Origin of the sequence: Streptomyces sp. NPDC047042, assembly GCF_040644035.1 — a bacterium.
Lineage (GTDB): Bacteria > Actinomycetota > Actinomycetes > Streptomycetales > Streptomycetaceae > Streptomyces.
The window spans coordinates 1-24,339 of record NZ_JBEYVP010000053.1 but is presented as its reverse complement, the minus strand read 5'-3'; the positions used below and the strand labels follow the sequence as shown (position 1 = coordinate 24,339).

General features: G+C 71.5%; 18 protein-coding genes, 1 rRNA gene and 1 pseudogene. 5 read left to right on the top strand and 15 right to left on the bottom strand.

The genetic code is table 11. From position 1 onward, the window contains the following. Positions 1 to 67: 67 nt before the first annotated feature. The 3 genes from ABZ855_RS42095 to ABZ855_RS42085 form a co-directional block, all read right to left on the bottom strand. Positions 68 to 2,176, bottom strand: coding sequence for a tetratricopeptide repeat protein (locus ABZ855_RS42095; RefSeq protein ID WP_360817167.1), 2,109 nt, complete (start codon positions 2,174 to 2,176; stop codon positions 68 to 70). Positions 2,177 to 2,356: 180 nt separating this feature from the next. Then, entirely contained in the window at positions 2,357 to 2,986 is a 630-nt protein-coding gene (locus ABZ855_RS42090) for an NUDIX hydrolase (RefSeq protein WP_360817164.1), read from the bottom strand. 136 nt (positions 2,987 to 3,122) lie between these two features. Next, positions 3,123 to 4,790, bottom strand: a complete 1,668-nt coding sequence (locus ABZ855_RS42085; protein WP_360817162.1) for a CTP synthase — start codon at positions 4,788 to 4,790, stop codon at positions 3,123 to 3,125. 529 nt (positions 4,791 to 5,319) lie between these two features. Here ABZ855_RS42085 and ABZ855_RS42080 point away from each other — a divergent pair. The 3 genes from ABZ855_RS42080 (at position 5,320) to ABZ855_RS42070 (ending at position 10,409) form a co-directional block, all read left to right on the top strand. Next, complete coding sequence (locus ABZ855_RS42080) at positions 5,320 to 7,125, top strand: glycoside hydrolase family 15 protein (RefSeq protein WP_360817272.1); 1,806 nt, start codon at positions 5,320 to 5,322, stop codon at positions 7,123 to 7,125. 191 nt (positions 7,126 to 7,316) lie between these two features. Continuing rightward, on the top strand, positions 7,317 to 8,699 hold the full coding sequence (locus ABZ855_RS42075) for an FAD-binding oxidoreductase (RefSeq protein ID WP_360817159.1): 1,383 nt from the start codon (positions 7,317 to 7,319) through the stop codon (positions 8,697 to 8,699). Between the two features lie 66 nt (positions 8,700 to 8,765). Next, positions 8,766 to 10,409 carry a PucR family transcriptional regulator gene (locus ABZ855_RS42070; RefSeq protein WP_360817156.1) on the top strand — a complete coding sequence of 548 codons (1,644 nt, stop codon included), beginning with the start codon at positions 8,766 to 8,768 and terminating at the stop codon, positions 10,407 to 10,409. A gap of 42 nt (positions 10,410 to 10,451) precedes the next feature. Here the strand turns inward: ABZ855_RS42070 and ABZ855_RS42065 are convergent, their stop codons facing one another. From ABZ855_RS42065 to ABZ855_RS42045, 5 genes are all read right to left on the bottom strand, one after another. Further along, entirely contained in the window at positions 10,452 to 11,573 is a 1,122-nt protein-coding gene (locus tag ABZ855_RS42065; protein ID WP_360817153.1) for a glycosyltransferase family 4 protein, read from the bottom strand. A 230-nt stretch (positions 11,574 to 11,803) separates the two neighbouring features. Continuing rightward, positions 11,804 to 13,546 carry a DNA repair protein RecN gene (gene recN / locus ABZ855_RS42060; RefSeq protein ID WP_360817150.1) on the bottom strand — a complete coding sequence of 581 codons (1,743 nt, stop codon included), beginning with the start codon at positions 13,544 to 13,546 and terminating at the stop codon, positions 11,804 to 11,806. Positions 13,547 to 13,685: 139 nt separating this feature from the next. Next, positions 13,686 to 14,591, bottom strand: coding sequence for an NAD kinase (locus ABZ855_RS42055; RefSeq protein WP_360817147.1), 906 nt, complete (start codon positions 14,589 to 14,591; stop codon positions 13,686 to 13,688). Beyond that, entirely contained in the window at positions 14,588 to 15,403 is an 816-nt protein-coding gene (locus ABZ855_RS42050) for a TlyA family RNA methyltransferase (RefSeq protein WP_319207441.1), read from the bottom strand. The genes ABZ855_RS42055 and ABZ855_RS42050 overlap by 4 nt, the downstream gene beginning before the upstream one ends. Before the next feature lie 7 nt (positions 15,404 to 15,410). After that, complete coding sequence (locus ABZ855_RS42045) at positions 15,411 to 15,764, bottom strand: hypothetical protein (RefSeq protein WP_360817144.1); 354 nt, start codon at positions 15,762 to 15,764, stop codon at positions 15,411 to 15,413. A gap of 42 nt (positions 15,765 to 15,806) precedes the next feature. On the opposite strand from ABZ855_RS42045, the gene ABZ855_RS42040 reads away from it, so the two are divergent. Next, complete coding sequence (locus tag ABZ855_RS42040; RefSeq protein WP_360817141.1) at positions 15,807 to 16,154, top strand: SCP2 sterol-binding domain-containing protein; 348 nt, start codon at positions 15,807 to 15,809, stop codon at positions 16,152 to 16,154. Here ABZ855_RS42040 and ABZ855_RS42035 read toward each other — a convergent pair. The 4 genes from ABZ855_RS42035 to ABZ855_RS42020 all read right to left on the bottom strand — a co-directional run bounded on the left by ABZ855_RS42035 (position 16,138) and on the right by ABZ855_RS42020 (position 20,273). After that, entirely contained in the window at positions 16,138 to 16,983 is an 846-nt protein-coding gene (locus ABZ855_RS42035; RefSeq protein ID WP_360817269.1) for an ABC transporter ATP-binding protein, read from the bottom strand. The two genes, ABZ855_RS42040 and ABZ855_RS42035, sit on opposite strands and share 17 nt — an antisense overlap. A gap of 35 nt (positions 16,984 to 17,018) precedes the next feature. After that, a complete protein-coding gene (locus tag ABZ855_RS42030; RefSeq protein WP_360817138.1) occupies positions 17,019 to 18,092 on the bottom strand; it encodes an iron chelate uptake ABC transporter family permease subunit in 1,074 nt (357 codons plus the stop codon). Continuing rightward, on the bottom strand, positions 18,089 to 19,132 hold the full coding sequence (locus tag ABZ855_RS42025) for an iron chelate uptake ABC transporter family permease subunit (RefSeq protein ID WP_360817135.1): 1,044 nt from the start codon (positions 19,130 to 19,132) through the stop codon (positions 18,089 to 18,091). The genes ABZ855_RS42030 and ABZ855_RS42025 overlap by 4 nt, the downstream gene beginning before the upstream one ends. 106 nt (positions 19,133 to 19,238) lie before the next feature. Next, positions 19,239 to 20,273, bottom strand: coding sequence for an HAD hydrolase-like protein (locus ABZ855_RS42020; RefSeq protein ID WP_360817132.1), 1,035 nt, complete (start codon positions 20,271 to 20,273; stop codon positions 19,239 to 19,241). A gap of 73 nt (positions 20,274 to 20,346) precedes the next feature. On the opposite strand from ABZ855_RS42020, the gene ABZ855_RS42015 reads away from it, so the two are divergent. Continuing rightward, positions 20,347 to 21,651: a DUF1015 domain-containing protein gene (locus tag ABZ855_RS42015; RefSeq protein WP_360817130.1), complete on the top strand. Its 1,305-nt coding sequence runs from the start codon at positions 20,347 to 20,349 to the stop codon at positions 21,649 to 21,651. 56 nt (positions 21,652 to 21,707) lie between these two features. On the opposite strand, the gene ABZ855_RS42010 is transcribed toward ABZ855_RS42015, so the two are convergent. The 3 genes and pseudogenes from ABZ855_RS42010 to rrf form a co-directional block, all read right to left on the bottom strand. Further along, complete coding sequence (locus tag ABZ855_RS42010) at positions 21,708 to 22,493, bottom strand: hypothetical protein (protein ID WP_360817266.1); 786 nt, start codon at positions 22,491 to 22,493, stop codon at positions 21,708 to 21,710. A gap of 591 nt (positions 22,494 to 23,084) precedes the next feature. Further along, a pseudogene (locus tag ABZ855_RS42005) lies at positions 23,085 to 23,744 on the bottom strand (tetratricopeptide repeat protein); the annotation flags it as partial. Between the two features lie 300 nt (positions 23,745 to 24,044). Continuing rightward, positions 24,045 to 24,161, bottom strand: a 5S ribosomal RNA gene (rrf, locus tag ABZ855_RS42000). Positions 24,162 to 24,339 lie beyond the last annotated feature (178 nt).

Below are 24,339 nucleotides of genomic sequence, written 5' to 3'. Positions count from 1 at the left end.
ACCGCAGGGGAAGGCGCGGTAGAGCCAGTCTAATGAAGGCGTTCTCGGTGTCTAGCCTTTCAATGCATCAATCTTCGACTGATGCACTACGGATTTCGTAGGTGTTGCCTTCGCGTTCCAGGTCAGAGTCGTCCTCGGCGGGCTCCGGCGGGCCCTCCTGCCCGCCCTCCCGCGGGTCCGGGCCGTCGCCCAGCAGCCGTTCCGCCGCGCTCCGGTGCAGCCGTGCCGCCGCCGGATCGCCGAGGTGCTCCATCGTGTCGGCCAGCCGCAGCTGAAGCGCTGCCTGCAGGCGTACGTCGTCGGCGCGGCGGGCCCACTCCACCGCCTCCTGGCAGGTGCGCAGCGACTCCTCGGGCCGCCCGGCGTACTCCTGGACCCGCGCCAGCTCGCTCAACGCCCGCGCGTGCGCGGCCACATCGCCGTTCTTGCGGTAACCGGCCACCGCGGCACGCCAGTTGCGCAGCGCCTCGCCGTAGCGGCCCGCGTAGGTGTGCGCGGTGGCGATACGGCCGTACAGCCGGGCGGCGTCCTCGCGCTCGTCGCGCGCGAGGCGCTGGGCGAGGGCCCGCCCGTACCAGTCGGCGGCGCGGTCGTAGTCCCCGAGCTCCTGGTGTGCGCCCCCTACGGATTCCATCGCGCGCCCGGTCGCATAGGGGTCGTTCGCCTCGCGTCCGGCGTCCAGAGCGGCCCGGTAGCGGGCCAGCGCGTCGTTCGTACGGCCGGTCTGCGCGTCCAGGTCGGCGAGGTTCAGCAGGGCGGCGGCCCGCTCGCGAGGCAGGTCACGGCGTTCGGCGACGTCGAGGACGAGACGGTGGACGCCGTAGAGGTCGGGAGCGGCGGCCTGGGTGCCGATGTGCGCGACCATCGCCTTGACCAGGGCGGACATCAGCCGGCGGGCCAGCGTGTCCAGCTCGCCGTCGGCCACGGCCAGCCGGGCCGCCGCGAGCAGGGCGGGGCGGCGGAGCTCCAGCCAGTCCGCCGCGGCCCTCGGGTGGGGGAAGCGCAGCGAGCTGGGGGTGCCGAGGAGCTTCTCGCGGGCCAGCGGGCTGTCGGTCTCGGTGATGGCCCGGCAGGACACCAGCAGCCGTACCGTCCGCTCGAGCATCCGGGCCCGGGCCAGCTGGAGCTCGGCCGGGCGGTCCTGGGACTCGGCCAGGGGGCGCAGGAGGGGCAGCAGGCAGCCGGGGACCTCGTACTGCGGCAGCGGTGAGTCGACGGCCGTCAGGAGGTTCAGGGCGACGAGGTCGTCCAGGGTGGCGCGGGCGTCCCCGACGGAGCAGCCGGCCAGCGCGGAGGCCGTCTGGGGGTCGACGAGGCCGCCGGGGGCCAGGACGAGCAGTCGCAGTATCCGGGCGGCCGGGACCGGCAGCGAGGCGTACACGAGGCGGAAGACACGGCTCAGGGCGCTGCCCTCGTCGCTCTCGGCGTGCAGCTGCTTGGCGAGGTCGGACACGGCCGACTTGGGCCGGGCCGCGAGCCAGCCGCCGGCCAGCATCAGCGCGGCGGGCTGCCCCTGGCACACCTCGGCGAGGGCTTCGGCGGAGCGGGGGTCCACGGTGATGCGCACCGACCCGGTGAAGCGCTCGAGCAGTTCCACGGCCGACTTGGTGTCGAGGCCGCCCAGGGTGCACGGGCGGACGTCGGAGATCCCGGTCAGCGGGCCCCCGGAGACGGCGACGGCGAGACAGTCGGGGTTGTCCGGCAGCAGCGCGTCGACCTGCTCGGCGTCGGCCGCGTCGTCGAGCAGGAGCAGCATCCGCCGGTCGGCCAGCGCGTCGCGCAGCGCCTCGGACAGCTCGTCCTCGTCGGCGCCGGGCGGGGTGCGCAGCTCCAGGGCGGTGAGCAGTTCGCGGGCGGTGCGTTCGGTCGGCACGCGCGTGCCGTCGGGTTCGGCGAGCCGGGCGCGCAGTACACCTTCCGGGTAACTGTCCGCGACCTGCCGGACCAGTTCCTCGGCGAGCGCGGTGCGGCCCGAGCCGGGCTTGCCGGCGATGAGCAGCACGCGCGCGCGGGGTGCCTTCCGGCCCGCGAGGGTGTCGAGTCCGGCGCGCTCGATGTCGGCGCGCAGTTCCTTCAACTCTCTTGTACGGCCGAGGAACTGACTGTCCGTAGGAGCGGGCGAGCGATCGTTTCCGGACAGCTTCGTACCGTCTGGGTCCACCGCCTGATCCGTCACGGGGCACACTCCCGTCCACCTGCGCGCGCAATCCCGCCGGGACTCCGGTTCGGGCGTTTCCAGAGCCTAGTTCACGCTCTGCGACGATCTGTGCGGAGCAGGGCGGACGGATCGCCCGATCGGATCAGCCGATGGTCACACCGGGCGCGGCAGACGGCCCCGGAAGCCGGAGGGCGCGCCTCAGGCGTCGAAGGGCCGGGCCGGCCACGGCGCCTCGGCCGGGCGCAGTGCGTCCAGTCCGTCGCCCTTCTCGGCCGCCACCAGCGAAAGCACGCCCACGGCAAGGCAGTTGTTGTGCAGCTCGCCCGCGAGGACACCTCGGACCAGTTCGGCGACGGGTACGCGCGCGTGCTCCATGTCGGCCTCCTCGTCCTCGACCTCGAAGCGCTCCCCGACGACCTCGGACAGATTCCGGGCCAGGAAGATCCGTACGGCCTCGTCGCAGCCGCCCGCCGTGGGGTAGACGTCGGCCAGAACCCGCCAGTCCTCGGCCTTGACGTGCGCCTCCTCGTACAGCTCACGCTGGGCGGCGTGCAGCGGATTCTCGCCAGGTACGTCGAGCAGGCCGGCCGGGATCTCCCACAGCCGCTGGCGGATCGGGTGGCGGTACTGGCGGATCAGCAGGACCCGCCCTTCGTCGTCGAGGGCGACGACGCCCACGGAGCCGGGGTGGACCTGGTAGTCGCGGCCCACGACCGAGCCGTCGGGCATGACCACCTCGTCGGTGCGCACGGAGGTCTTGTTGCCCACGAAGGGAGTCTCCGAGGCCCGGATCTCCCACTCCTCCGGAGTGTCCTTGATGGTGGTCATGTCGACTTGTCCTCCCGCATCCCACATCCCGCCCGTACACACGAACCCGCCACAGCCGCCGGCACAAGGACCGGCGCACGAAACCGGGGCACGCACCCCAAAAGGCGCGCACCCCGGTCACCGTACAGCCCTGGCGCTACTTGCCCGACTTGCGCTGTACGGCGGCCTTGACGAGGCCGGCGAAGAGCGGGTGGGGGCGGGTGGGCCGGGAACGCAGCTCCGGGTGGGCCTGGGTGGCCACCAGGTAGGGGTGGATCTCACGCGGGTACTCGACGTACTCCACGAGCTTGCCGTCCGGGGAGGTGCCGGAGAACTGCAGGCCGGCCTTCTTCTCCAGCTCGGCCCGGTAGCCGTTGTTGACCTCGTAGCGGTGGCGGTGACGCTCCTCGACGTACTCCTTGCCGTCGTACACCTCACGCACGATGGAGCCCTCGGCGAGCTTGGCCGGATACATGCCCAGGCGCATCGTTCCGCCCATGTCGCCGTCGCCCGCGACGATGTCGAGCTGCTCGGCCATCGTCGAGATGACCGGGTGGGCGGTCGCGGCGTCGAACTCGGTGGAGTTGGCGTCCTCGATGCCGGCCAGGTTCCGGGCCGCCTCGATGACGATGCACTGCAGGCCCAGGCACAGCCCCAGCAGCGGGATCTTGTGCTCGCGGGCGTACTGGATCGCGCCGACCTTGCCCGACACGCCCCGGTCGCCGAAGCCGCCGGGGATGCAGATCGCGTCCACGTCCGCCAGCTGCTTCTTGGCGCCCGCCGGGGTCTTGCAGTCGTCCGAGGTGACCCACTTGATCTTCACGCGCGCGTGGTTGGCGAATCCGCCGGCGCGCAGCGCCTCGGTGACCGAGAGATAGGCGTCGGGCAGGTCGATGTACTTGCCGACCAGCGCCAGGTTGATCTCGTGGGCGGGGTTGTGGACGCGGTCCAGCAGGTCGTCCCACGTCGTCCAGTCCACGTCGCGGAAGGGCAGGTCCAGCTTGCGGACGACATAGGCGTCCAGGCCCTCGCGGTGCACGGTCTTGGGGATGTCGTAGATCGAGCGGGCGTCCGGGCAGGCGACCACCGCGGCCTCGTCGACGTCGCACATCAGGGAGATCTTGCGCTTGATCGCGACGGGCACCTCACGGTCGCAGCGCAGCACGATCGCGTCCGGCTGGATACCGATGTTCCGCAGCGCCGCCACGCTGTGCTGGGTCGGCTTGGTCTTCAGCTCGCCGGACGGGCCGATGTAGGGCAGCAGCGAGATGTGGACGACGAAGACGTTGTCGCGGCCGACCTCGTGGCGGACCTGGCGCACGGTCTCCAGGAAGGGCAGCGACTCGATGTCGCCGACCGTGCCACCGACCTCGGTGATGACGACGTCGACCTCGTCGGTGGCCATCCGGCGGATGCGGTGCTTGATCTCGTTGGTGATGTGCGGGATGACCTGGACGGTGTCGCCCAGGTACTCGCCGCGCCGCTCCTTCGCGATCACCGTCGAGTACACCTGGCCGGTGGTGACGTTGGCCGAGCCGTCGAGGTCGCGGTCGAGGAAACGCTCGTAGTGGCCGATGTCCAGGTCGGTCTCGGCGCCGTCGTGCGTGACGAACACCTCACCGTGCTGGAAGGGGTTCATCGTGCCGGGGTCGACGTTGAGGTAGGGGTCGAGCTTCTGCATGACGACCCGCAGGCCGCGCGCCTTGAGAAGCATGCCGAGGCTGGAGGCGGTCAGCCCCTTGCCGAGCGAGGAGGCGACACCCCCGGTGACGAAGATGTGCTTGGTCGTCGTGGCGTTGCTGTTTCGGAAAGCAGCGGGTGTCATGGCCAAGGCGGGGCTCCCGTGGTCGCGGTCTGGAGTGCGGTACGGCCGCCCGGCCCGGAGCTTTCCGGGTTTTCAGGGGAGGATCCGTCGCTGCGGTTCGGGGGTTTCGTGCCCACCGCCCACGGGCTACCAGGGTATCAGCGCCCCGGGGAGATGGCTCCCGGCCACGCTCCGCGCACGCCCGGGCACACATCCCGTACACGAGTCACCCACCCCCTGTCCGGCGCTCACCCGAAACAGTGTCCGCTCACTCGAGCTTCACTCGTTCAGCGGACCCGGGTTCTCCGGAGCGGCACGCGGATCAACTGAGTGCGTCGTATGCTCCTCGGACACTCGCTGCCGAGCCCGTCCGGCAACACGGCACCACCCACGGCCGTACCCCGGAACAACGAGAGCTCGTCAGTCCGTTGAGCAAAGATTGGTGTTTGCTTCACCGCTCAACGACGCTTGAACAACGAACCCTTTGACCGCAAGAGCGAGACCCCCTTTTTTCCATGGGGGCGACGTGGCCGTTCGACTGGAGTTGCACGTGGCCGGGCTCATCGAAGACTACGCACTCATCGGAGACATGCAGACTGCCGCCCTGGTCTGCCGGGACGGCACAGTCGACTGGCTGTGCCTGCCCCGCTTCGACTCCCATGCCGTCTTCGCGGGACTGCTCGGCACCGAGGAGCACGGCTTCTGGCGCCTCGGTCCCGCGCACGCGACGGACGCGAAACCGCCCGCGGCGGCCCGCCGCCGCTACCGCGGCGACTCGCTGATCCTCGAATCCGAGTGGGACACCCCCCGCGGCACGGTCAGAGTGACCGATTTCATGCCCCCTCGCGACGGCGCCCCCCAGCTGATCCGCATCGTGGAGGGCGTCAGCGGCCGGGTGCCGATGCGCTCGGCCCTGCGCATGCGGTTCTCGTACGGCCGTGTCGTGCCGTGGGTGCACCGGCACGAGGGCCGCACGGTCGCCGTCGCGGGCCCCGACTCGGTGTGGTTCGACACCACCGCCGAGACGTACGGCAAGTCCCTGACGACGTACGCCGACTTCACGGTGGCACCGGGTGACCGGATCGCGTTCACCCTGTCCTGGGAGCCCTCGCACAAGCAGCCGCCCCCGCTGCCCGAGCCGGAGCAGTCCCTCGAGGCCACCGAGGAGTTCTGGCGCGAGTGGGTCGAGCAGTGCACGTACCACGGCCCCTACCGGGAAGCCGTGATCCGCTCGCTGATCACGCTGAAGGCGCTGACGTACGCGCCGACCGGCGGCATCGTCGCCGCCCCCACCACCTCCCTTCCGGAGGACATCGGCGGCGTACGCAACTGGGACTACCGCTACACCTGGCTGCGTGACGCGGCCATCACCCTCTCCTCCCTGCTGCGCACCGGCTACCGAGACGAGGCCCGCGCCTGGCGCGAGTGGCTGCTGCGCGCGGTCGCCGGCGACCCGGAGAACCTGCAGATCATGTACGGTATCGCGGGCGAACGGGAGCTGGGCGAGGCCGAGTTGGACTGGCTGCCCGGCTACGAGAACTCGGGCCCCGTCCGGGTCGGCAACGGCGCCGCGCACCAGCTCCAGCTGGATGTGTACGGCGAGGTCACCGAGGCCCTGCACCTGGCCCATATGACGGGTCTGGCCCGCAACGACTACGCCTCCCTGCTGCAGCTGAAGCTGATCCGCTACCTCGAGCGGCACTGGGACGAGCCCGACGAGGGCATCTGGGAGGTGCGCGGCCCGCGCCGCCACTTCGTGCACTCCAAGGTCATGGCCTGGGTCGCGGTGGACCGCACGATCAAGCTCATCGAGTCCGGCGACGCGGACGGCCCGCTGGAGCAGTGGCGCGAACTGCGCGACGACATCCACCGGGACGTGTGTGAGAAGGGTTACGACAAGGAGCGCAACACCTTCACCCAGTCGTACGGCTCGAAGGAGCTGGACGCCTCCCTGCTGCTGATCCCGCAGATGGGCTTCCTGCCCCCCGACGACAAGCGCGTCATCGGCACCATCGAGGCCATCCAGCGCGAACTGTCCACCTCGGACGGCTTCATCCTGCGCTACCCGACGACATCGGGGGGCGACGAGAACCTCGACGGCCTCCCCGGCGACGAGGGCGCGTTCCTCGCCTGCTCGTTCTGGATGGCGGACGACCTGGCGATGATCGGCCGGGTCGACGAGGCCCGCAAGCTCTTCGAGAAGCTCCTCGCGCTCCGCAACGACCTGGGCCTGCTCGCCGAGGAGTGGGACCCACGCCTCAAGCGCCAGGTGGGCAACTTCCCCCAGGCCTTCAGCCACGTCCCCCTCATCGACACAGCCCTACGCCTGACGGCTTCAGGAGCCTACGGCGGCTAAAACCCGACGCCAGCGACCCGCGCCGCCTTTCAGGGGCGCGGGGAACTGCGCGACAAGCCACAACGGCGCATTTCTAGGGGCGCGGGGAACTGCGCGACAAGCCACAACGGCGCCGCACCTCGAAACGCGCCCTCCCGGCGAGGCGCCTAGGCTGGAAGCCACACATGCCCCTCACCGGAAGGGGGGCCGCCATGGCTACCCCCTCAACGGCGGGCGCAGCCCTCTCCGCGCTCCGCGAAGACCTCACCGGCGACGTCATCGCCCCGGGCGACCCCGGCTACGACGACGCCCGCACCGTCTTCAACGCCATGATCGACAAACGCCCCGCGGTGATCGCGCAATGCGCGGACGACGCCGACGTGGCCCGTTCCGTACGTTTCGCCCGTGATCTGGACCTGAAGATCGCGGTGCGCGGCGGCGGCCACAGCGTGGCGGGCATGGGCGTGAACGACAACGGTCTGGTGATCGACCTGCGCCGGATGCACGAGGTGACCGTCTACCGGGCGGCGCAGTCGGTACGGGTCCAGGGCGGCGCCCTGATGAGCCACCTGGACCGGGCGACCCAGCCGTACGGGCTGGCGACCACCGGCGGCCGGGTCTCCACGACCGGCGTCGCCGGCTTCGTGCTCGGCGGCGGCAGCGGCTGGCTCGACCGGGTGCACGGACTCGCCGTCGACAACCTCATCGGCGTCGACCTGGTCACCGCCGACGGCACCGAGGTCCACGCGAGCGCCCAGCAACACCCGGACCTCTTCTGGGCCCTGCACGGCGGCGGCGGCAACTTCGGCGTCGCGACCTCGCTCACCCTGAGGCTGCACGAGCTGCCCGCGTTCTCCGTGGCCCTGTTGCTCTACCTCCCGGAGTTCGCCCGCGAGGTCACCCGTACCTACCGCGATGTGATCGAGGCCGCCCCGGTCGAGGCGAGCGGCGGCGTCATCCATCTCACCGGCCCGCCCGAGGAGTTCGTCCCGCCACACCTGGTCGGACAGCTGCTGTGCGGCGCGCTGCTGACGTACGCGGGTGCCGAGGACGACATGCGCAAGCTCGCGGAGCCTCTGCTCGCCCTGCCGCACGAGGTGGAGATCGTCACCGCGATCCCGTACGCCGACTTCCAGTGCATGCTCGACGACCCGCCCGGCCTGCGGAACCACTGGTCGGCGGAGTACCTGACGGGCGCGCCCGACGAGTTCGTGGACGTCTTCTGCGCTCTCGGGGACGCCGTCCCCGTGCCCACCGCCACCCAGAGCGCGCTGTTCCCGCTCGGCGGCGCCATCGCCGACGGCCCGACCGAGTACCCGGTCCCCTACCGGGACGCCAGGTGGGCTGTCCACCCCTACGGCTGCTGGGAGGACCCGGCGGACGACGAGCGCTGCGTCCAGTGGGTCCATGACGTCCGTACCCGCGTCCAGCCCTGGAGCACCGGCGCGGTCTACCTCAACTTCATCGGCGACGAGGGCGCGGAGCGCGTGATCGCGGGCCTGGGCACCGAGCACACACGCCGACTGGCGTCGGTGAAACGCCAGTACGACCCTGACAACGTGTTCCGCTTCAACCACAACATCGTTCCGTCGTAGCCGAGCCGCGCGTGCCGCTGATGCGCAGGTCGTCAGCGGTACGTAGGTGCGGGTAGCGTCCGCTGCATGGACAGCCGCGCGGACAGCCGTTTCGAGACGCAGGGCGCCGGGATCACGGTGCGGCGGGCGCTCGAGCTGCCCGGGCTGCGCAGCGGGCTGCCGGAGATCCTGGCGGGCAGCGAACGGCTGGGGCGGAGTGTGCGGTGGGTGCACGCGGGCGAGGTCCCGCACATCGCCTCGCTGCTCAAGGGCGGCGAGCTGCTCCTGACGACCGGATACGGGCTCGGCACCCGCCCCGCCGAGCAGCGCGCGTTCGTCCGTACGCTCGCCGAGCGGGGCATCGCGGCGCTCGTCGTGGAGCTGGGCCCGCGCTTCACGCGGCTGCCGGCGGCGCTTGTGGACACGGCCCGTTCGACCGGTCTGCCCCTGGTCCAGCTGCACCGCGAGGTGCCCTTCGTGGCCGTCACCGAGGAGATCCACACCGAGATCGTCAACGGCCACTACGCGCTGCTCCAGCGGGCCGAGGAGGTCCACCGGCGTTGCACGGAGGCCCTGCTCGGCGGCGGCGGTATCCCGCAGGTCCTCGGCATCCTGGCCGCCTTCGGCGGCAACCCGGTGTTCCTGGAGACGACGGACGGTCAGCTCCTGTACGCGGCCGGGGCCGGCCCCGAGGGAACCGATCCGCTCCAGGTGTGGGAGGGCCTGCGCGCCCAGCAGAAGGACGCGCCGCCGCCCGCCGGTTCCGTGCTCGTCGACGTCCCCGGGGGCGGGCCCGGCACCGGGTCGGTCCGCGCCCGTCTGGTGCTGCTGCCCGTCCTAGAACCGCTCGCCCCCGTCCACCGCATCGCCGCCGAGCGGGCCGCGGGGATTCTGGCCGTCGTCCTGATGCAGGCCCGCCAGGAGGAGGAGCTGGCGGCGCGCGGGCGCGGCGACTTCCTCACCGACCTCGCCGAGGGCCGGATCGACGCGGAGGCCGCGCCCGCGCAGGCCCGCGTCCTCGGCTTCAAGCCCGGCGCCGGGCCGCTGCTCCCGGTGGTGATGCGGCTCGGCGACACGTTGTCGCCGGGGGGCGGCTGGGCGGTGCTGGCGCGTGCGGTCGCGGAGGAGCTGGCATCGGTGGGCGTGCCGGTGCTGCTGGGCGTACGGCCGGTCGAGGGGCGGGTGCCGCTGCTGGTGGGCCTGCGTACGGAGGCGGAGCGCCCGGCGGTCGCCGACCGGGTGGCGGCGGCACTGCGGGCGGGGGTGGAACGCGCCGGGATGCAACGCCCGGGCGCCCAGCCGCCGGTCGTCGTGGTCGGCGTCGCCGGCGGCTGGGCGGCGGCCTCGGCGGGCCTGCGCCACGCGGCGGAGACGGCGACGGCCGCCCAGGGTCTGCCGGACCGGCCCTGGTACGACGCCCGTCGCCTGGACATCGACCTGCTGCTGTGGCGGCTGCGCGACCAGCCGGACCTGGCGGCCTTCGTGGACCGCGCGATCGGCCCGTTGCGCACCCACGACGACCGCTCCAAGCCGCCGCTGCTGCCCACCCTGGAGACCTATCTGGCACACGCCGGCCGCAAGGCGGAGACGGCCCGCGAACTCCACCTCAACCGCCAGACGCTCTACAACCGCCTCGCGAGGATCGGGGAGTTGCTGGGCACGGACCTGGACGACCCGCAGACGGTACTGGCGCTGAGCCTGGCGCTACGGGCCCGCAGACACGTGAGCTGAACCGGTCCAGCTCCGCAGGTGCAGGTCTTCAGGTCCAGGTTTTCAGCTCAGGGGCCGCAGTTGGGTGAACTCGTCGTACACACTGAGCACTTGGGCAACCGTCTCGTCCTCGGTGGGCCAGGTGCCGATCTGCCGCACGCCCCGCTCCCGGAGGTGGTCCCGGCGCTCCGGATCCCCGAGAAGCCGCACCACGGCCTCGCCGAGCGCCGTCGCGTCGCCGTGGGGGACGAGTTCGGCCGCGTCCCCGACCAGCTCCGGAACGCCTCCGACGGCTGCCGCGATCAGCGGCACGCGCGCGTGGAGGGCTTCCTGGGCGAAGACCGAGCGGGACTCCCAACGGCTGGGCAGAAGGGCGAGATCGGCGGCGTCGAGCAGTTCGCTCACGTCGTCACGGTGCCCGATGAGCCGTACCGGCAAGCCCTCCTTCTCGATGCGGCCCTGCAGTTCCGCCCGCAGCGGCCCCTCCCCCACGATCACGAGGAGCGGCGCGGGATCGAGGCCACGCCACGCGCGTACGGAGTCCAGCAGGACGTCGTAGCCGCGGTGCCGGTCGAGGGAGCCGACGGCCATGAGCAACGGGCGGTCCGTGGCGCCGAGTTCGGCCCGGGTCTTGCTCCGGTCGGACTCGTCCCGCCCGCGGGCCCCGGACGGGGCGGGCAGCGCCACGGCGGACAGGCGGGCATCGCGGGCCCCGCGTCGCCTCGCCCGGTCCACCAGGTCGGAGGAGGTCCCGAGGACGACGGCGGCGGACTTCACGACCCGCCGCTCCAGAACCCTCAGCAGATGGGCGCGCGGCCCCTCGACATGGGCGCGGTTGTGCCAGGTGACGACGAGCGGGGTACGCCGTCCGCTGAGCGCGAGAGCGGCCCGGAAGGAGGCGTGCAGCCCGTGCGCGTGCACGAGGTCGGCGTTCGAACAGGCCGCGCGCAGTGCCGCCACCGAACCGGGGTCGCTGCTGCGCGGAATGGGCACGTGTTCGGCACCGGCGCCGGAGAAGTCGTAGGCGATGTCGGCGTCGGTGGGGGCGCACACGATGACCCGCACGCCTCTCGCCACGAGCCCCGCGGCCAGCGAACGCACATGTGCGCTGCTGCCGGCGTTGCCGCCGCCGAGCACCTGCACGGTGCGCAGCGATGACTGACCGTGCGGTGAGTGGCTGGTCACGTGGCCAGAGGCTCCTGGTTCGGCGTCGGGCGGTCACGAAGGAAGGGCACGGACGAAACGTACAGAAGGTTTGGGCGGAAGGGGTGTACCGCGCGGCTTCCTCCGGGTACGGGGGTTTTCCGTGCTCCTTCAAGGATGCCAGTACGTACGGGTGTTCCGAACCACGGAAGGGTGGGGCGGGTCACTCACTCGGGTGAGAGAGACCCCACTAACCGTCAGCTGTTCGAACGTCAGCCGTCCGCCCTGGCCGCCGCCAGCAACTCCTCCGCGTGGGCCCGCGCCGTCTCCGAGTCCTCCTGCCCGGCCAGCATCCGCGACAGCTCCCGTACCCGCTCCTCGCCCTCCAGCACCTTGACGCCCGACCGGGTCACCGACCCGTCGTTGGTCTTCTCCACCAGCAGCTGCCGGTCGGCGAACGCGGCGACCTGCGGCAGGTGCGTCACGACGACGACCTGCGCGCTCTTCGCCAGCTTCGCCAGCCGCCGCCCGATCTCCACGGCCGCCTTGCCGCCCACCCCCGCGTCGACCTCGTCGAACAGATAGGTGGGTACCGGATCGGTCCCGGCGAACACGACCTCCACGGCCAGCATCACCCGGGACAGCTCACCGCCGGACGCGCCCTTGGCGATGGGCCGGGCGGGCGCCCCCGGATGCGGGGCGAGCAGCAGTTCGACCTCGTCGGCGCCGGAGGGCCCGTAGGCGACGGTACGGCCGTCGACCTCGACCCCCTCCGGGTCCTCGGTCTGCCGGATGTCGAACGACACGCGCGCGTGGGGCATGGCCAGCGAGGCCAGCTCGGCGGTCACGGCGGCCGCGAACCGCGAGGCCGCCTCCGTCCGCGCGTCCGTCAGCGCCTGTGCCATTCCGCTCAGTTCGCCGCGCAGTGAGTCCCGCTCGGCGGTCAGCTCACCGATCCGCTCGTCGTCACCGTCGAGTTCGAGCAGCCGCGCGGCGCCCTTCTCGGCCCACGCCAGCACGCCGGCCACGTCGGAGCCGTACTTGCGGGTCAGCGCGGTGAGCGCCGCCCGCCGTTCCTCGACGGCCGCCAGCCGCAGCGGATCGGCGTCCAGGTCGTCGGCGTACCCCGCCAGCTCCCCGGCGACGTCCCCGAGCAGGATGCCGACCTCGCCGATCCGGTCGGCGAGCGCGGCCAGCGCGGAGTCGTGCGACCGTACGGCCTCCAGGGCCCGGTGGGCGCCCGCGACAAGCGTGGCCGCGTCGATGCCCTCGGGGTCCTCGGGGTTGCCGGCCAGGGCGGCGTGGGCGACGGTCGCGGCCGAGGCCAGCGCCTCCGCGTGCCCGAGCCGCTCGGCCTCCTCGGCGAGCTCGGCGTCCTCGCCGGCCCGGGGCTCCACGGCGGCGATCTCGTCGAGCCCGTACCGCAGCATGTCGGCTTCCTGGGCCCGCTCACGCGCGCGCGTGGTGATCTCGTCCAACTCGCCCGCGACGGCACGCAGCCGCCGGTACGCCTCCGCGTACTTGGTCAGCGGCGCGGCGACCGCGTCCCCCGCGTACCGGTCGAGCGCCGCCCGCTGCCGGGACAGCTTGAGCAGCCCCTGCTGGTCGGTCTGCCCGTGCACGGCGACCAGCTCGTCGGCGAGCTCGGCGAGCACCCCGACCGGCACGGACCGCCCGCCCAGGTGCGCCCGGGAGCGCCCCTCGGCGGAAACGGTACGGCTGATCAGCAGCGCCCCGTCGTCCAGCTCGGCACCGGCCTCCTCGGCCCGTACGACGGCCGACCCGCCCGGAGGCACGGTGATCCGCCCCTCCACGACCGCGTTCCTGGCCCCGATCCGCACCAAGGCCGCATCGGCCCGCCCACCGAGCAGCAGCCCGAGGCTGGTCACGACCATGGTCTTACCCGCACCGGTCTCACCGGTCACGGCGGTAAAGCCGGGCGACAACTCGACGACCGCATCGTCGATGACGCCGAGCGACCGTATCCGCATCTCCTCCAACACGAGGACGACCATACGAGGTCAGCCACTCAAAGTGCGACCCGCCCTTGTCACCCAGGGGGGTGGACCCACCCAAGGGGCGCGGGGAACTGCGCGAACAACCACAGCGCACCCGCACCCGCCAACGAATCCAAGCCACCCCCCACAAACCGCGTCAGTGAGGAGCCCCCCGCCACCCGGAAACAGGCAACGCGAACTTGGCGACAAGCCGATCAGTGAACGACGCATGATGCAACCGAGCCAACCGAACCGGCACAGCCCCCCGCCGAACCTCCACCCGAGCCCCCGGAGGCAACTCCACAGTCCGCCGCCCGTCACACCAAAGAACACCCGGCGGAATATGAGGCAGAACCTCCACAGCCAGCACAGAATCCGGCGACGTCACCAACGGCTTCGCGAACAACGCATGCGCACTGATCGGCACCATCAACAACGCCTCCACCTCGGGCCACACCACAGGCCCACCTGCCGAGAAGGCGTACGCGGTCGACCCGGTGGGCGTCGACAGACAGATCCCGTCACACCCGAACCCGGTAACAGGCCGCCCGTCGATCTCCAGAACAACCTCGAGCAGCTTCTCCGCCGACACCTTCTGCACGGCCGCCTCATTCAGCGCCCAGTCGGTGTGCACGATGTTGCCGTTCTGGTGGACGACGACGTCAATGGTCATCCGTTCCTCGACCTCGTACGCCTTCGTCACCACCCGGTCGACCACCTTGTCGAGGTCGTCGCGCTCGGCCTCCGCGAGGAAGCCGACGCTGCCGAGGTTGACGCCGAGCATCGGCACCCCGGACGCCCGGGCGAACTCGGCGCCGCGCAGCAGCGTCCCGTCACCGCCCAGCACGATGAGCAGCTCGCAGCCGTCGAGGCACTGCGCGGTGGCCTCCTCGATCAGCTCCACCTCCGGCGGCAACGGCAGGTTCGCCGCCTCCGCCGCGAGCACCCGCACCCCGAGTCCGGAGTGCACCAGCCCCTGGACCACGAGCTCGGCGCTTCTGATCGCGGCCGGCCGCCCGGTGTGGGCGAGCAGGAAAACAGTACGATCTCGGGTCGTAGTCAACGAGGCCCCTCCGCCACTGCACGGTCAACATCGGCCGGGTTGAGTTCGGGTGCGCCGGCCCGCAGCCACAGAAAGTACTCGACATTCCCCGAGGGCCCGGGCAGCGGGCTGGCGGTCACGCCCTGCACCCCGAGCCCCAGTTCCCCCGCCCTGGCGGCGACTCCGCGCACCGCCTCGGCACGCAGTTCGGGACTGCGTACGACTCCTCCACTGCCCAGTCGTTCCTTCCCCACCTCGAACTGTGGTTTGACCATCATCACCAGGTCGGCATCGGGTGCCGCGCACCGCGCAAGGGCGGGCAGCACGAGACCGAGCGGGATGAAGGACAGATCCCCCACGACAAGATCCACTGGTTCCCCATCGATCGCTTCGAGCGTCAACTCGCGTACGTTCGTACGGTCTTTGACGGTGACGCGTTCATCGCTCTGAAGAGACCACGCGAGTTGTCCGTACCCCACGTCGACGGCGACGACATGTGCTACGCCGGCGCGCAGCAGTACGTCGGTGAAACCGCCGGTGGACGCGCCGGCGTCCAGCGCCCGCCGGCCGCCGACCTTCAGCCCCTGCGGTACGAAGACCTCGAGTGCGCCCGCGAGCTTGTGGCCGCCCCGGGACACGTACTCGGGATCGCTGTCGTCGCTCACGACGACGATCGCGGCGGCGGTCTCCACCTGGGTGGCGGGCTTGGTCGCGACCGTCTTGCCGACGGTGACCCGCCCGGCGGCGATCAGCTGGCTCGCGTGCTCGCGCGAGCGGGCGAGCTTCCGCCGCACCAGCTCGGCGTCAAGACGGCGGCGTGCCACTCCTGCCACGTTCGGTTCAGCTCCTGGGGTCGTACGTCGTCGGGGGCGCCGGAGGTCCCGGACGGGCGTCGAGCGCGGTGAGCGCGTCGCGCAGCACCCGGTGTACATCCTCGTACACCTCCACATGTCCGTCCGTGGCGAGGTGGTCGGCGTCACCGAGCCGCTCGAGCTGTGCGTCGACGTCCGCGTTACCGGTGGCGGCGCGGGGGATGCCCAGCGGGGCCGGGGCGGCGGGGTCGGTGTCGGTGTCGGACGCGTCGGTGCCGGATTCGACGGCCGTCTCCGGGACGGCTTCCGGAACCAGGTCCGGAGCCGAAACCGGAACAGGATCTTCCTCCGGGCCCTCGGCCGGGGGCACTGAGTCGTTCATGCCCTGACGCTACCGCGAACGGCTGAGGTACCGTCGTGCCCGATGGCGACGATTGAGGAGTGCCGCAGCGCACTCGACAGGCTCTCGGACAACATGGCGGGCGCGAGCGGGGACGTACGCGAGGCGGCGGCCCTGGACCGTTCGCTGAGCTGCCGTATCACCGATCTGGACGTGACCTTCGTAGGACGGCTGAAGGGCGGCCGGATCGAGGTGCAGGACACCCTCCAGGGCCCACCCCGGGAGAAGGCCGAGATCCGGCTCACCATGTCCGGCGACGACTTGCTGGCGCTGGTCTCCGGCGAGCTGAACTTCGCGAAGGCGTGGGGCTCGGGCCGGGTGAGACTGGAGGCGGGCCTGAAGGATTTGTTCCGCCTCAGGAAACTCCTGTAGCGACCTGTGTACGGGCCTTGCGCGCGGCCGGCACCACCAGCGGCGTCCCGGTCTCCGGATCGTCGATGACCTGGCAGCGCAGCCCGAACACCTCTTCGACGAGCCCGGCCGTGACGATGTCGCCCGGCGCCCCCTCGGCGATGGCCTCGCCCCCGCGCAGTGCGATGAGATGCGTGGCGTACCGGGCCGCGTGGTTGAGGTCGTGCAGAACGGCGACCAGGGTCCGCCCCTGCTCCTCGTGCAGCTCGGCACAGAGGTCGAGGACGTCGATCTGGTGCTGGATGTCGAGGTAGGTCGTCGGCTCGTCGAGCAGCAGCAGCGGTGTCTGCTGGGCGAGCGCCATCGCGATCCACACGCGCTGGCGCTGGCCGCCGGAGAGTTCGTCGACGTAGCGGTCGGCGAGTTCCGCGACTCCGGTCCGCCGCATGGACTCCTGGACGACCCGCTCGTCCTCGGTGGACCACTGGCGCAGGATGCCCTGGTGCGGGTAGCGGCCGCGGCCCACCAGGTCGGCGACGGTGATCCCGTCGGGCGCGATCGACGACTGCGGCAGCAGCCCGAGTGTCCGCGCGACCTTCTTCGCGGGCATCGACTGGATGACCTGCCCGTCGAGCAGCACCCGGCCCTCGCTCGGCCTCAGCATCCGCGACAGGGCCCGCAGCAGCGTGGACTTGCCGCAGGCGTTGGGGCCGACGATGACCGTGAAGGAGTTGTCGGGTATCTCCACCGACAACCGCTCGGCGATCACACGCTGGTCGTAGGCGAGGGTGACACCCTCGGCGGACAGACGGTTCACGGTCTGGGTGCCCTTCTCGACGTTCTGGTTCACTGGGCCGCGCACGGCAGGCGTGTTGTCCGGGCCGCTCATATCCGGCCGGCCTTCCGCTCGGTGACCAGCAGCCACAGCAGATACACCCCGCCGAGCACACCGGTCACCACCCCCACGGGCAGCTGATCCGCGCCGAAGAGACGCTGCGAGGCCCAGTCGGCCACGACCAGCAGGGTGGCGCCCATACACATGGACGGCACCAGGTTCGGCCCGGGCGAGCGGGTCAGGCGCCGGGCGAGCTGCGGCGCGGTCAGCGCGACGAAGCCCACGGGACCGGCGGCGGCCGTGGCAGCCGCGGTGAGCAGCACGGCGGCCAGCATCAGCACCAGCCGTACGCGCTCGACGCGCACCCCGAGGGCGTACGACACGTCGTCGCCCATCTCCGTCATCCGCAGCCCGCGCGCGTTGGTGAGCACGACCGGTACGAGGACGGCGCACAGCCACACCAGCGGCCGCACCTGGTCCCAGCCCCGCCCGTTGAGGGAACCGGTCATCCACACGACCGCACGGGCCGCGTCGACGAGGTCCGCCCTGGTGATCAGGTAACCGTTGACGGCCGTGACGAGCGCGGAGACCCCGATGCCGACGAGCACGAGCCGGTAGCCGTGCACGCCCCGCTTCCACGCCAGCAGATAGATGGCGAGCCCGGTCACCAGCCCGCCCACGAGCGCCCCCGCGGTGACCTGGGCGGCGCTCCCGGAGAACAGCACGATCACGACCAGCGCACCGGCCGTCGAGCCCTGACTGAGGCCGAGTACGTCCGGACTGCCCAGCGGATTGCGGGAGATGGCCTGGAACAGCGCGCCGCCCAACCCGAGCGAGGCCCCGACCAGCAGCCCGACCAGCACCCGGGGCAGCCGCAACTGGCTGACGACGAACTCCTGGCCGGTGTTTCCGTCCCCCAGCAGGGTCTTGATCACATCCCCGGCCGGGATCGGGAAGTCCCCGGTACCGACCAGCAGCACGCTCGCGGTGAGCGCTGCCAGCAGCAGCGCCACGACGACGACCAGCGCCCGCACGTCCAGCCGGAGGGAGAGCCCGCCCGGGGTCCGTACGACACGGCCTGTGCCGGCGACCCGCCGGGCGGGCCGGACAAGGTTGCTCTTCACAGCTGGGCCGTCCTCCGCCGTCGTACGAGAAGAATGAAGACCGGGCCGCCGATGACCGCGGTGACGATGCCGACCTGGAGTTCCGCCGGACGGGCGACGACCCGCCCGATGACGTCGGCACCGAGCAGCAGCACGGGCGAGAGGACGGTCGCGTACGGCAGGATCCAGCGCAGGTCGGGTCCGGTGAAGGACCGTACGACGTGCGGGACCATCAGGCCGACGAAGACGATCGGGCCGCAGGCGGCGGTCGCGGCACCGCACAGCACGGTCGCGGCGGCCATGGACAGCGCCCGGGTGCGGTTCAGGTCGGCACCGAGGGCGCGGGCGGTGTCGTCGCCCATCGCCACGGCGTTGAGCGGCCGGGCGAGCAGCAGCGCGAGAACGCTGCCGACCACGATGAACGGCAGGACCTGGCTGATGGTGTCGTCGGTCGCCGAGGCCAGGGAACCGACCGTCCAGAAACGCATTCTGCTCAGCGCGGCGTCGTCCGTGATCATCACGGCCTGGAGATAGCCGTACAGCGCGGCGCTGATCGCGGTGCCCGCGAGCGCGAGCCGCACGGGCGTGGCACCCCGGCTGCCCCCGAGGAACCAGACCAGCGCCCCGACAGCGGCGGCCCCGAGAAAGGCGAACCACACATAGCCGCTCAGCGAGGTGACGCCGAGGAAGGTGATGGCGGTGACCACGGCGGCCGAGGCGCCCGCGTTGATGCCGAGCAGCCCTGGATCGGCCAGCGGGTTGCGCGTCAGCGCCTGGAGCACGGCTCCGGACAGCCCGAGCGCGGCACCGGCGAGCAGACCGAGAAGGGTACGCGAGACGCGCTCGCCCACGACGACGTCGCCGTAGGTCCCCGAGTCCTGGAACAGGCCGTGCCAGACCTGTTCGAGGGACAGCCCCTTCGCGCCGATCGCGATGCTCGCGAGGGCGACGAGAAGCAGGATTCCCACGGAGACGAGGAGCCCCAGGGCCCGTATCGCCTGCCGCTTGGGGGGCGCGGGAGCGGTCTGCGCGCGCTGCTCGGGAGGACTGTCGACGATCACGAAGTTAGGTTAGCCTACCCTCTCTAACGTCTCAGTCCCTGCCCCGCGAGCGCCCCGCGAGCGCCTCCGACACAGGCCACGTTGACCCTTCGACGCGTCGAAGCCCTCACAACCCGAGCCGCGCCAGCGCTTTCCCCCCGTCCAGCGTGCACACGCCGTCTCCCGCGGCCGTCCAGGCCGCCGCGCACAGCGCGCGAAGCCCGTCGAGGGCCTCCCCGTCCCCGGTCAGCTCCAGCCGCTCCTCCCCCGCCGTGGCCGTCCATCCCCCGCACCGGAATCCGCCGCCCCCGTCCGTCTCCGTCACCTCCGGCTGCCCGGTCAGCAGCCCCCGCAGGTCGGCGTCGACATAGGTGGGCCGGTGCTGCGGCGGCGCGGCCAGCAGCTGCGCGCCGTCCGCCACGCCGGTCAGCACCAGCAGCGAGTCGACGTCCCCGTTGAACGCGCCCTCGATGTCCGTGTCCAGCCGGTCCCCGACGACCAGGGGCCGCTTCGCACCGGTCCTCAGCACGGTCTCCCTGTGCATCGGCGGCAACGGCTTGCCCGCCACCTGCGGTTCGGCCCCGGTCGCGATGCGCACGACCTCCACCGCTGCCCCGTTGCCCGGCGCGATCCCACGCCCGCTGGGAATCGTCAGATCGGTGTTGGACGCGAACCAGGGCACCCCGCGCGCGATGGCGTAGCACGCCTCGGCGAACCGGCCCCAGGGCAACTCGGGCCCGCCGTACCCCTGCACGACCGCCACCGGCTCGTCCTCGGCCGAGTCGACGGGCTCGAGCCCGCGCTCGCACAGCGCGACCCTGAGCCCCTCGCCGCCGATCACCAGCACCCGCGCCCCCGCCGGCACCTGGTCGGCGATCAGCCGGGCCACGGCCTGCGCCGAGGTGATGACATCGGAGCCCTCGGTCGCTATGCCCAGCTCGGTCAGGTGGCCCGCCACCGCGTCCGGGGTACGCAGCGCGTTGTTGGTGACATAGGCGAGCCGCATCCCACCGTCCCGCGCGACTCCGAGCGACTCGACGGCGTGCACGATCGCGCTGCCCCCCGCGTACACCACCCCGTCGAGGTCGAGCAGCGCCGTGTCGTACGCCTCGCTGAGGGCCCGCGCACTGCCCTCGGGCCGCGTCCTGACGGTCTGGCTCATTGTGCATCGCTCCTCGTTCGACCGGCTTTCCCCCGATCATCCCCCATGGCACTGACAGCCCTACGATGCACCAATGAACACTGCAGGTCCCGCGGACGTACCGGCTCGCATGGGCCTTCAACTGACCCCTTTCCGGGGCCTGCGCTACGACCCCGACCGGGTCGGCAGCCTGGCCGCCGTGACCTCCCCGCCGTACGACGTCATCGTGCGCCCGGACGGCCTGATACACCTCGAATCGGCCGACCCGCACAACATCGTCCGGCTGATCCTCCCCCAGGCGGCGACCCCGTCCATCCGCAACGAACAGGCCGCCGACACCCTGGACGACTGGCTGGCCGAAGGCATCCTGACCACCGACCCCGAACCCGCCCTGTACGTCTACGAGCAGCGCGACACGACCGGCCACCTCCAGCGCGGGGTCATCGGCGCCCTGCGCCTGTCGGAGCCCTCGGAGCGCGTCATCCTGCCCCACGAGGACGTCATGCCGCACGTCGTGGCGGAACGCGCGGCCCTGATGCGCGCCACCTACGCGAACCTGGAACCCCTCCTCCTGACCTACCGGAGCGACAACTCCTCCGCCCCGGCGCCCCACGCGACCAGCACGCTGATCGAACGGACGGCCGACCAACCCCCGTTGCTCTCGACGACCACGGAGGACGGTTACAGCCACCGTCTCTGGGCCATCACCGACCCCGCCGAACTGGCCGGGATCCAGACAGATCTGGCACATCACCAGGCCCTCATCGCCGACGGCCACCACCGCTGGGCGACGTATCTGCGTCTACGCGCGGAGCACCCCTCCCCCAGCCCCTGGGACCACGGTCTGGTACTCCTCGTGGACACCGCCCGCTACCCCCTGCGCGTCCGCGCGATCCACCGCCTCCTGCCCGACCTCCCGGTCTCCGACGCCCTGACGGCCCTGGAAGGCCACTTCCGGGTACGTCACCTCTCGGCTCCCCTCCCCGACGCGCTCACCGCCCTCGCGGAGGCGGCCACCACGGGCAACGCCTTCCTCCTCGCCGGCGACGGCGCCTTCCACCTGGTGGACCGCCCGGACGAGGCCCTCCTGGCCCGTACGATCCCGGCCGACCGCCCGCAGGCCTGGCGCACCCTGGACGCGACGGTCCTGCACGCGACGCTCCTCGCCCACATCTGGCACATCCCCGAGGACTCACCGGCACGCATCGCGTACATCCACGACACAGCGGCCACCGTGGAGAAGGCGGAACAGGACGGCGGTACGGCAGTCCTGATGCACCCGGTCCGCGAGGAGGTCGTACGGGACCTGGCGCGCCAGGGCGTCACGATGCCCCGCAAGTCGACGTCCTTCGGCCCCAAACCGGCCTCGGGCCTGGTCCTGCGCACCTTGGCGCACTGAAACGCGGAAGGGCGGGACCCCTGACCGGGATCCCGCCCTTCACCTAGTGCCGCAGATCAGCGCTGCTCGTCCTCGGCGCTGTCGTCGTCGGCGGCGACGGTGTCCGCCGATTCAGCGGCAGCCGCGACAACTTCGCCGCCGTCGCTCACCACAGACCCGACACCCCGGTCCTGGTCCTGGTCCTGGTCCTCGTCGGCATCGTCGTCGCTGTCGCTCTCGCTGTCGTCGAACGCGTCGAGGAACTCCACGCCGTCCAGCTCGGCGAGCCGGTCCGAGGCGTCCGTGCTGCCGTCCTTGTCGGACTCGACGGCCTTGGCGAACCACTCCCGCGCCTCGTCCTCACGCCCGGCCGCCAACAGGGCGTCGGCGTACGCGTACCGCAGTCGCGCGGTCCACGGCTGCACGGAGTTGGAGGCCAGCTCGGGGCTCTGCAGGGTCACGATGGCAGCGTCCAACTGATCCATGTCACGCCGGGCACCGGCCGCGACGAGCCGCATCTCGACCTGACCGGCCTTGTCCAGCTTGTGCACCTCGGGCGCCCCGGCCATGTCGAGCGCCTTCTCGGGCCGCCCGAGCCCACGCTCGCAGTCGGCCATGACGGGCCACAGCTCGACGTTCCCCGTCATCCGCCGAGCCGCACGGAACTCGGCCAGCGCCTCGCTGTACTTCTGGTTCGCGTACGCGGCGAACCCGGCCGCCTCCCGTACGGCGGCCACGCGCGAAGCCAGCCGCAGAGCCACCCGCGAATACCCATAGGCACTCTCGGGGTCCTCGTCGATGAGCCGGGCGACCATCACCAGGTTCTTGGAGACCTCCTCGGCCAGCCCCTTGGGCAGGCTCATCAGCTCCTGGCGTACGTCCTTGTCGATCTCCTCGCCCGTGACGTCCTCGGCGATCGGCAGCCGCTTGATCGGCTCCCGGTCCCGGTCACGCTCGTCACGGAACCGCCCACCGTCGCGGCGGTCGTCCCGGCGGTCATCACGCCCCCGGAAACCGCCGCCACCACCGCTGGGCCGACCTCCACGGTCGTCACGCCCACGGTAGCCCCCGCCGGACGGACGGCCACCCCGGTCGTCGCTCCGTCCACGGAACCCACCGCGATCGTCGTCCCGCCGCACAAACCCAGAACGCTCACCACGGTTGTCGTCGCGACGGAACCCGCCACGGTCACTGTCCCGACGGTCGTCCTCACGCCGGAAACCACCGCGGTCACCACGGTCGTCACGCCCGCGGAACCCACCGCCGGCGGGGCGCCCACCACGGTCGTCGTCACGGCGGAACCCACCGCCGGCGGGACGGCCACCACGGTCGTCGTCACGCCGGAACCCACCGCCAGCCGGACGGCCACCACGGTCACCGCCGCGGTCGTCGCGGCGATCGTCACGCCGGACGAACCCGCCACGATCCCCACGGTCGTCACTCCGCCCACGGAACCCACCGCGATCATCATCCCGACGGAAACCGGAACGCTCACCCTCACGTCGGTCATCACGCCGGTCGTCCCTGCGGTCGTCACGCCCGCGGAACCCACCGCCGGCGGGGCGCCCACCACGGTCGTCATCACGCCGGAACCCACCACCGGCGGGACGGCCACCACGATCGTCATCACGCCGGAACCCACCACCGGCCGGACGGCCACCACGGTCACCGCCGCGATCGTCCCGACGATCGTCACGCCGGACAAACCCGCCACGATCCCCACGGTCGTCACTCCGCCCACGGAACCCACCGCGATCATCATCCCGACGGAAACCGGAACGCTCACCCTCACGGCGATCGTCACGCCGGTCGTCCCTGCGGTCATCACGCCGGTCGTCCCGACGAACGAAGCCACCGCGGTCACCACCACGGTTGTCGTCCCGCCGGAAACCACCACGGTCGCCTCGGTCGTCACGCCGGGGCCCCGACGGACGGTCCGGGCGGTCCGAACGCTCGTCACGTCGGAAAGCGGGACGAGCCCCGCGATCGCCGTCGCGACGGTCATCGCGGCGCGCAAAGCCGCCGCGCTCACCCCGGTTGTCGTCGCGGCCCCGGCTGTCGTCCCGCCGGAAGCCGCCGCCACCACTGGGCCGCTCGCCTCGGTCGTCACGGCGCGGCCCTGCCGGCCGGTCGTCGCGGCGGCCGTACCCACCCGTCGTCGGTCGCGCACCGCGGTCGAAACCACCACGGTCGTTGTCACGACGATCGTTGTCGCGTCGCGGACCACCTCGGTAGCCGCCACGGTCGCCGCGGTCACCACTGTCCCGGCGGCGCTGGTCGCGCTCCGGGCGCTCGTCGGGAGAGTTGGTGGACATGATGGGTGACTCCTGTCTTCGGTACCGCAAGCTATTTTAAAACGAAAAAGGACCCCTGGTCCCAGCGTGAACGCTGGGACCAGGGGTCCTCCAAAGATTGTTCGGCGGCGTCCTACTCTCCCACAGGGTCCCCCCTGCAGTACCATCGGCGCTGAAAGGCTTAGCTTCCGGGTTCGGAATGTAACCGGGCGTTTCCCTCACGCTATGGCCACCGAAACCCTATTGGTTTCGAGCGAACAAGCACACTCTTCAGTTGGATGTTCTGCTCAAAAGCCGACAACGGTCGTTGTCTCAGAACTAACACAGTGGACGCGAGCAACTGAGGACAAGCCCTCGGCCTATTAGTACCAGTCACCTCCACCCGTTACCGGGCTTCCAGATCTGGCCTATCAAC

What these genes read in the sequence shown, in the direction of transcription:
- ABZ855_RS42070 (WP_360817156.1), top strand. Translation starts at nt 8,766, where the DNA reads ATGGACAGCCGCGCGGACAGCCGTTTCGAGACGCAGGGCGCCGGGATC.
- ABZ855_RS42075 (WP_360817159.1), top strand. Translation starts at nt 7,317, where the DNA reads ATGGCTACCCCCTCAACGGCGGGCGCAGCCCTCTCCGCGCTCCGCGAA.
- ABZ855_RS42015 (WP_360817130.1), top strand. Translation starts at nt 20,347, where the DNA reads ATGAACACTGCAGGTCCCGCGGACGTACCGGCTCGCATGGGCCTTCAA.
- ABZ855_RS42040 (WP_360817141.1), top strand. Translation starts at nt 15,807, where the DNA reads ATGGCGACGATTGAGGAGTGCCGCAGCGCACTCGACAGGCTCTCGGAC.
- ABZ855_RS42090 (WP_360817164.1), bottom strand. Translation starts at nt 2,986, where the DNA reads ATGACCACCATCAAGGACACTCCGGAGGAGTGGGAGATCCGGGCCTCG.
- ABZ855_RS42085 (WP_360817162.1), bottom strand. Translation starts at nt 4,790, where the DNA reads ATGACACCCGCTGCTTTCCGAAACAGCAACGCCACGACGACCAAGCAC.
- ABZ855_RS42045 (WP_360817144.1), bottom strand. Translation starts at nt 15,764, where the DNA reads ATGAACGACTCAGTGCCCCCGGCCGAGGGCCCGGAGGAAGATCCTGTT.
- ABZ855_RS42010 (WP_360817266.1), bottom strand. Translation starts at nt 22,493, where the DNA reads ATGAGCCTGCCCAAGGGGCTGGCCGAGGAGGTCTCCAAGAACCTGGTG.
- ABZ855_RS42020 (WP_360817132.1), bottom strand. Translation starts at nt 20,273, where the DNA reads ATGAGCCAGACCGTCAGGACGCGGCCCGAGGGCAGTGCGCGGGCCCTC.
- recN (WP_360817150.1), bottom strand. Translation starts at nt 13,546, where the DNA reads ATGGTCGTCCTCGTGTTGGAGGAGATGCGGATACGGTCGCTCGGCGTC.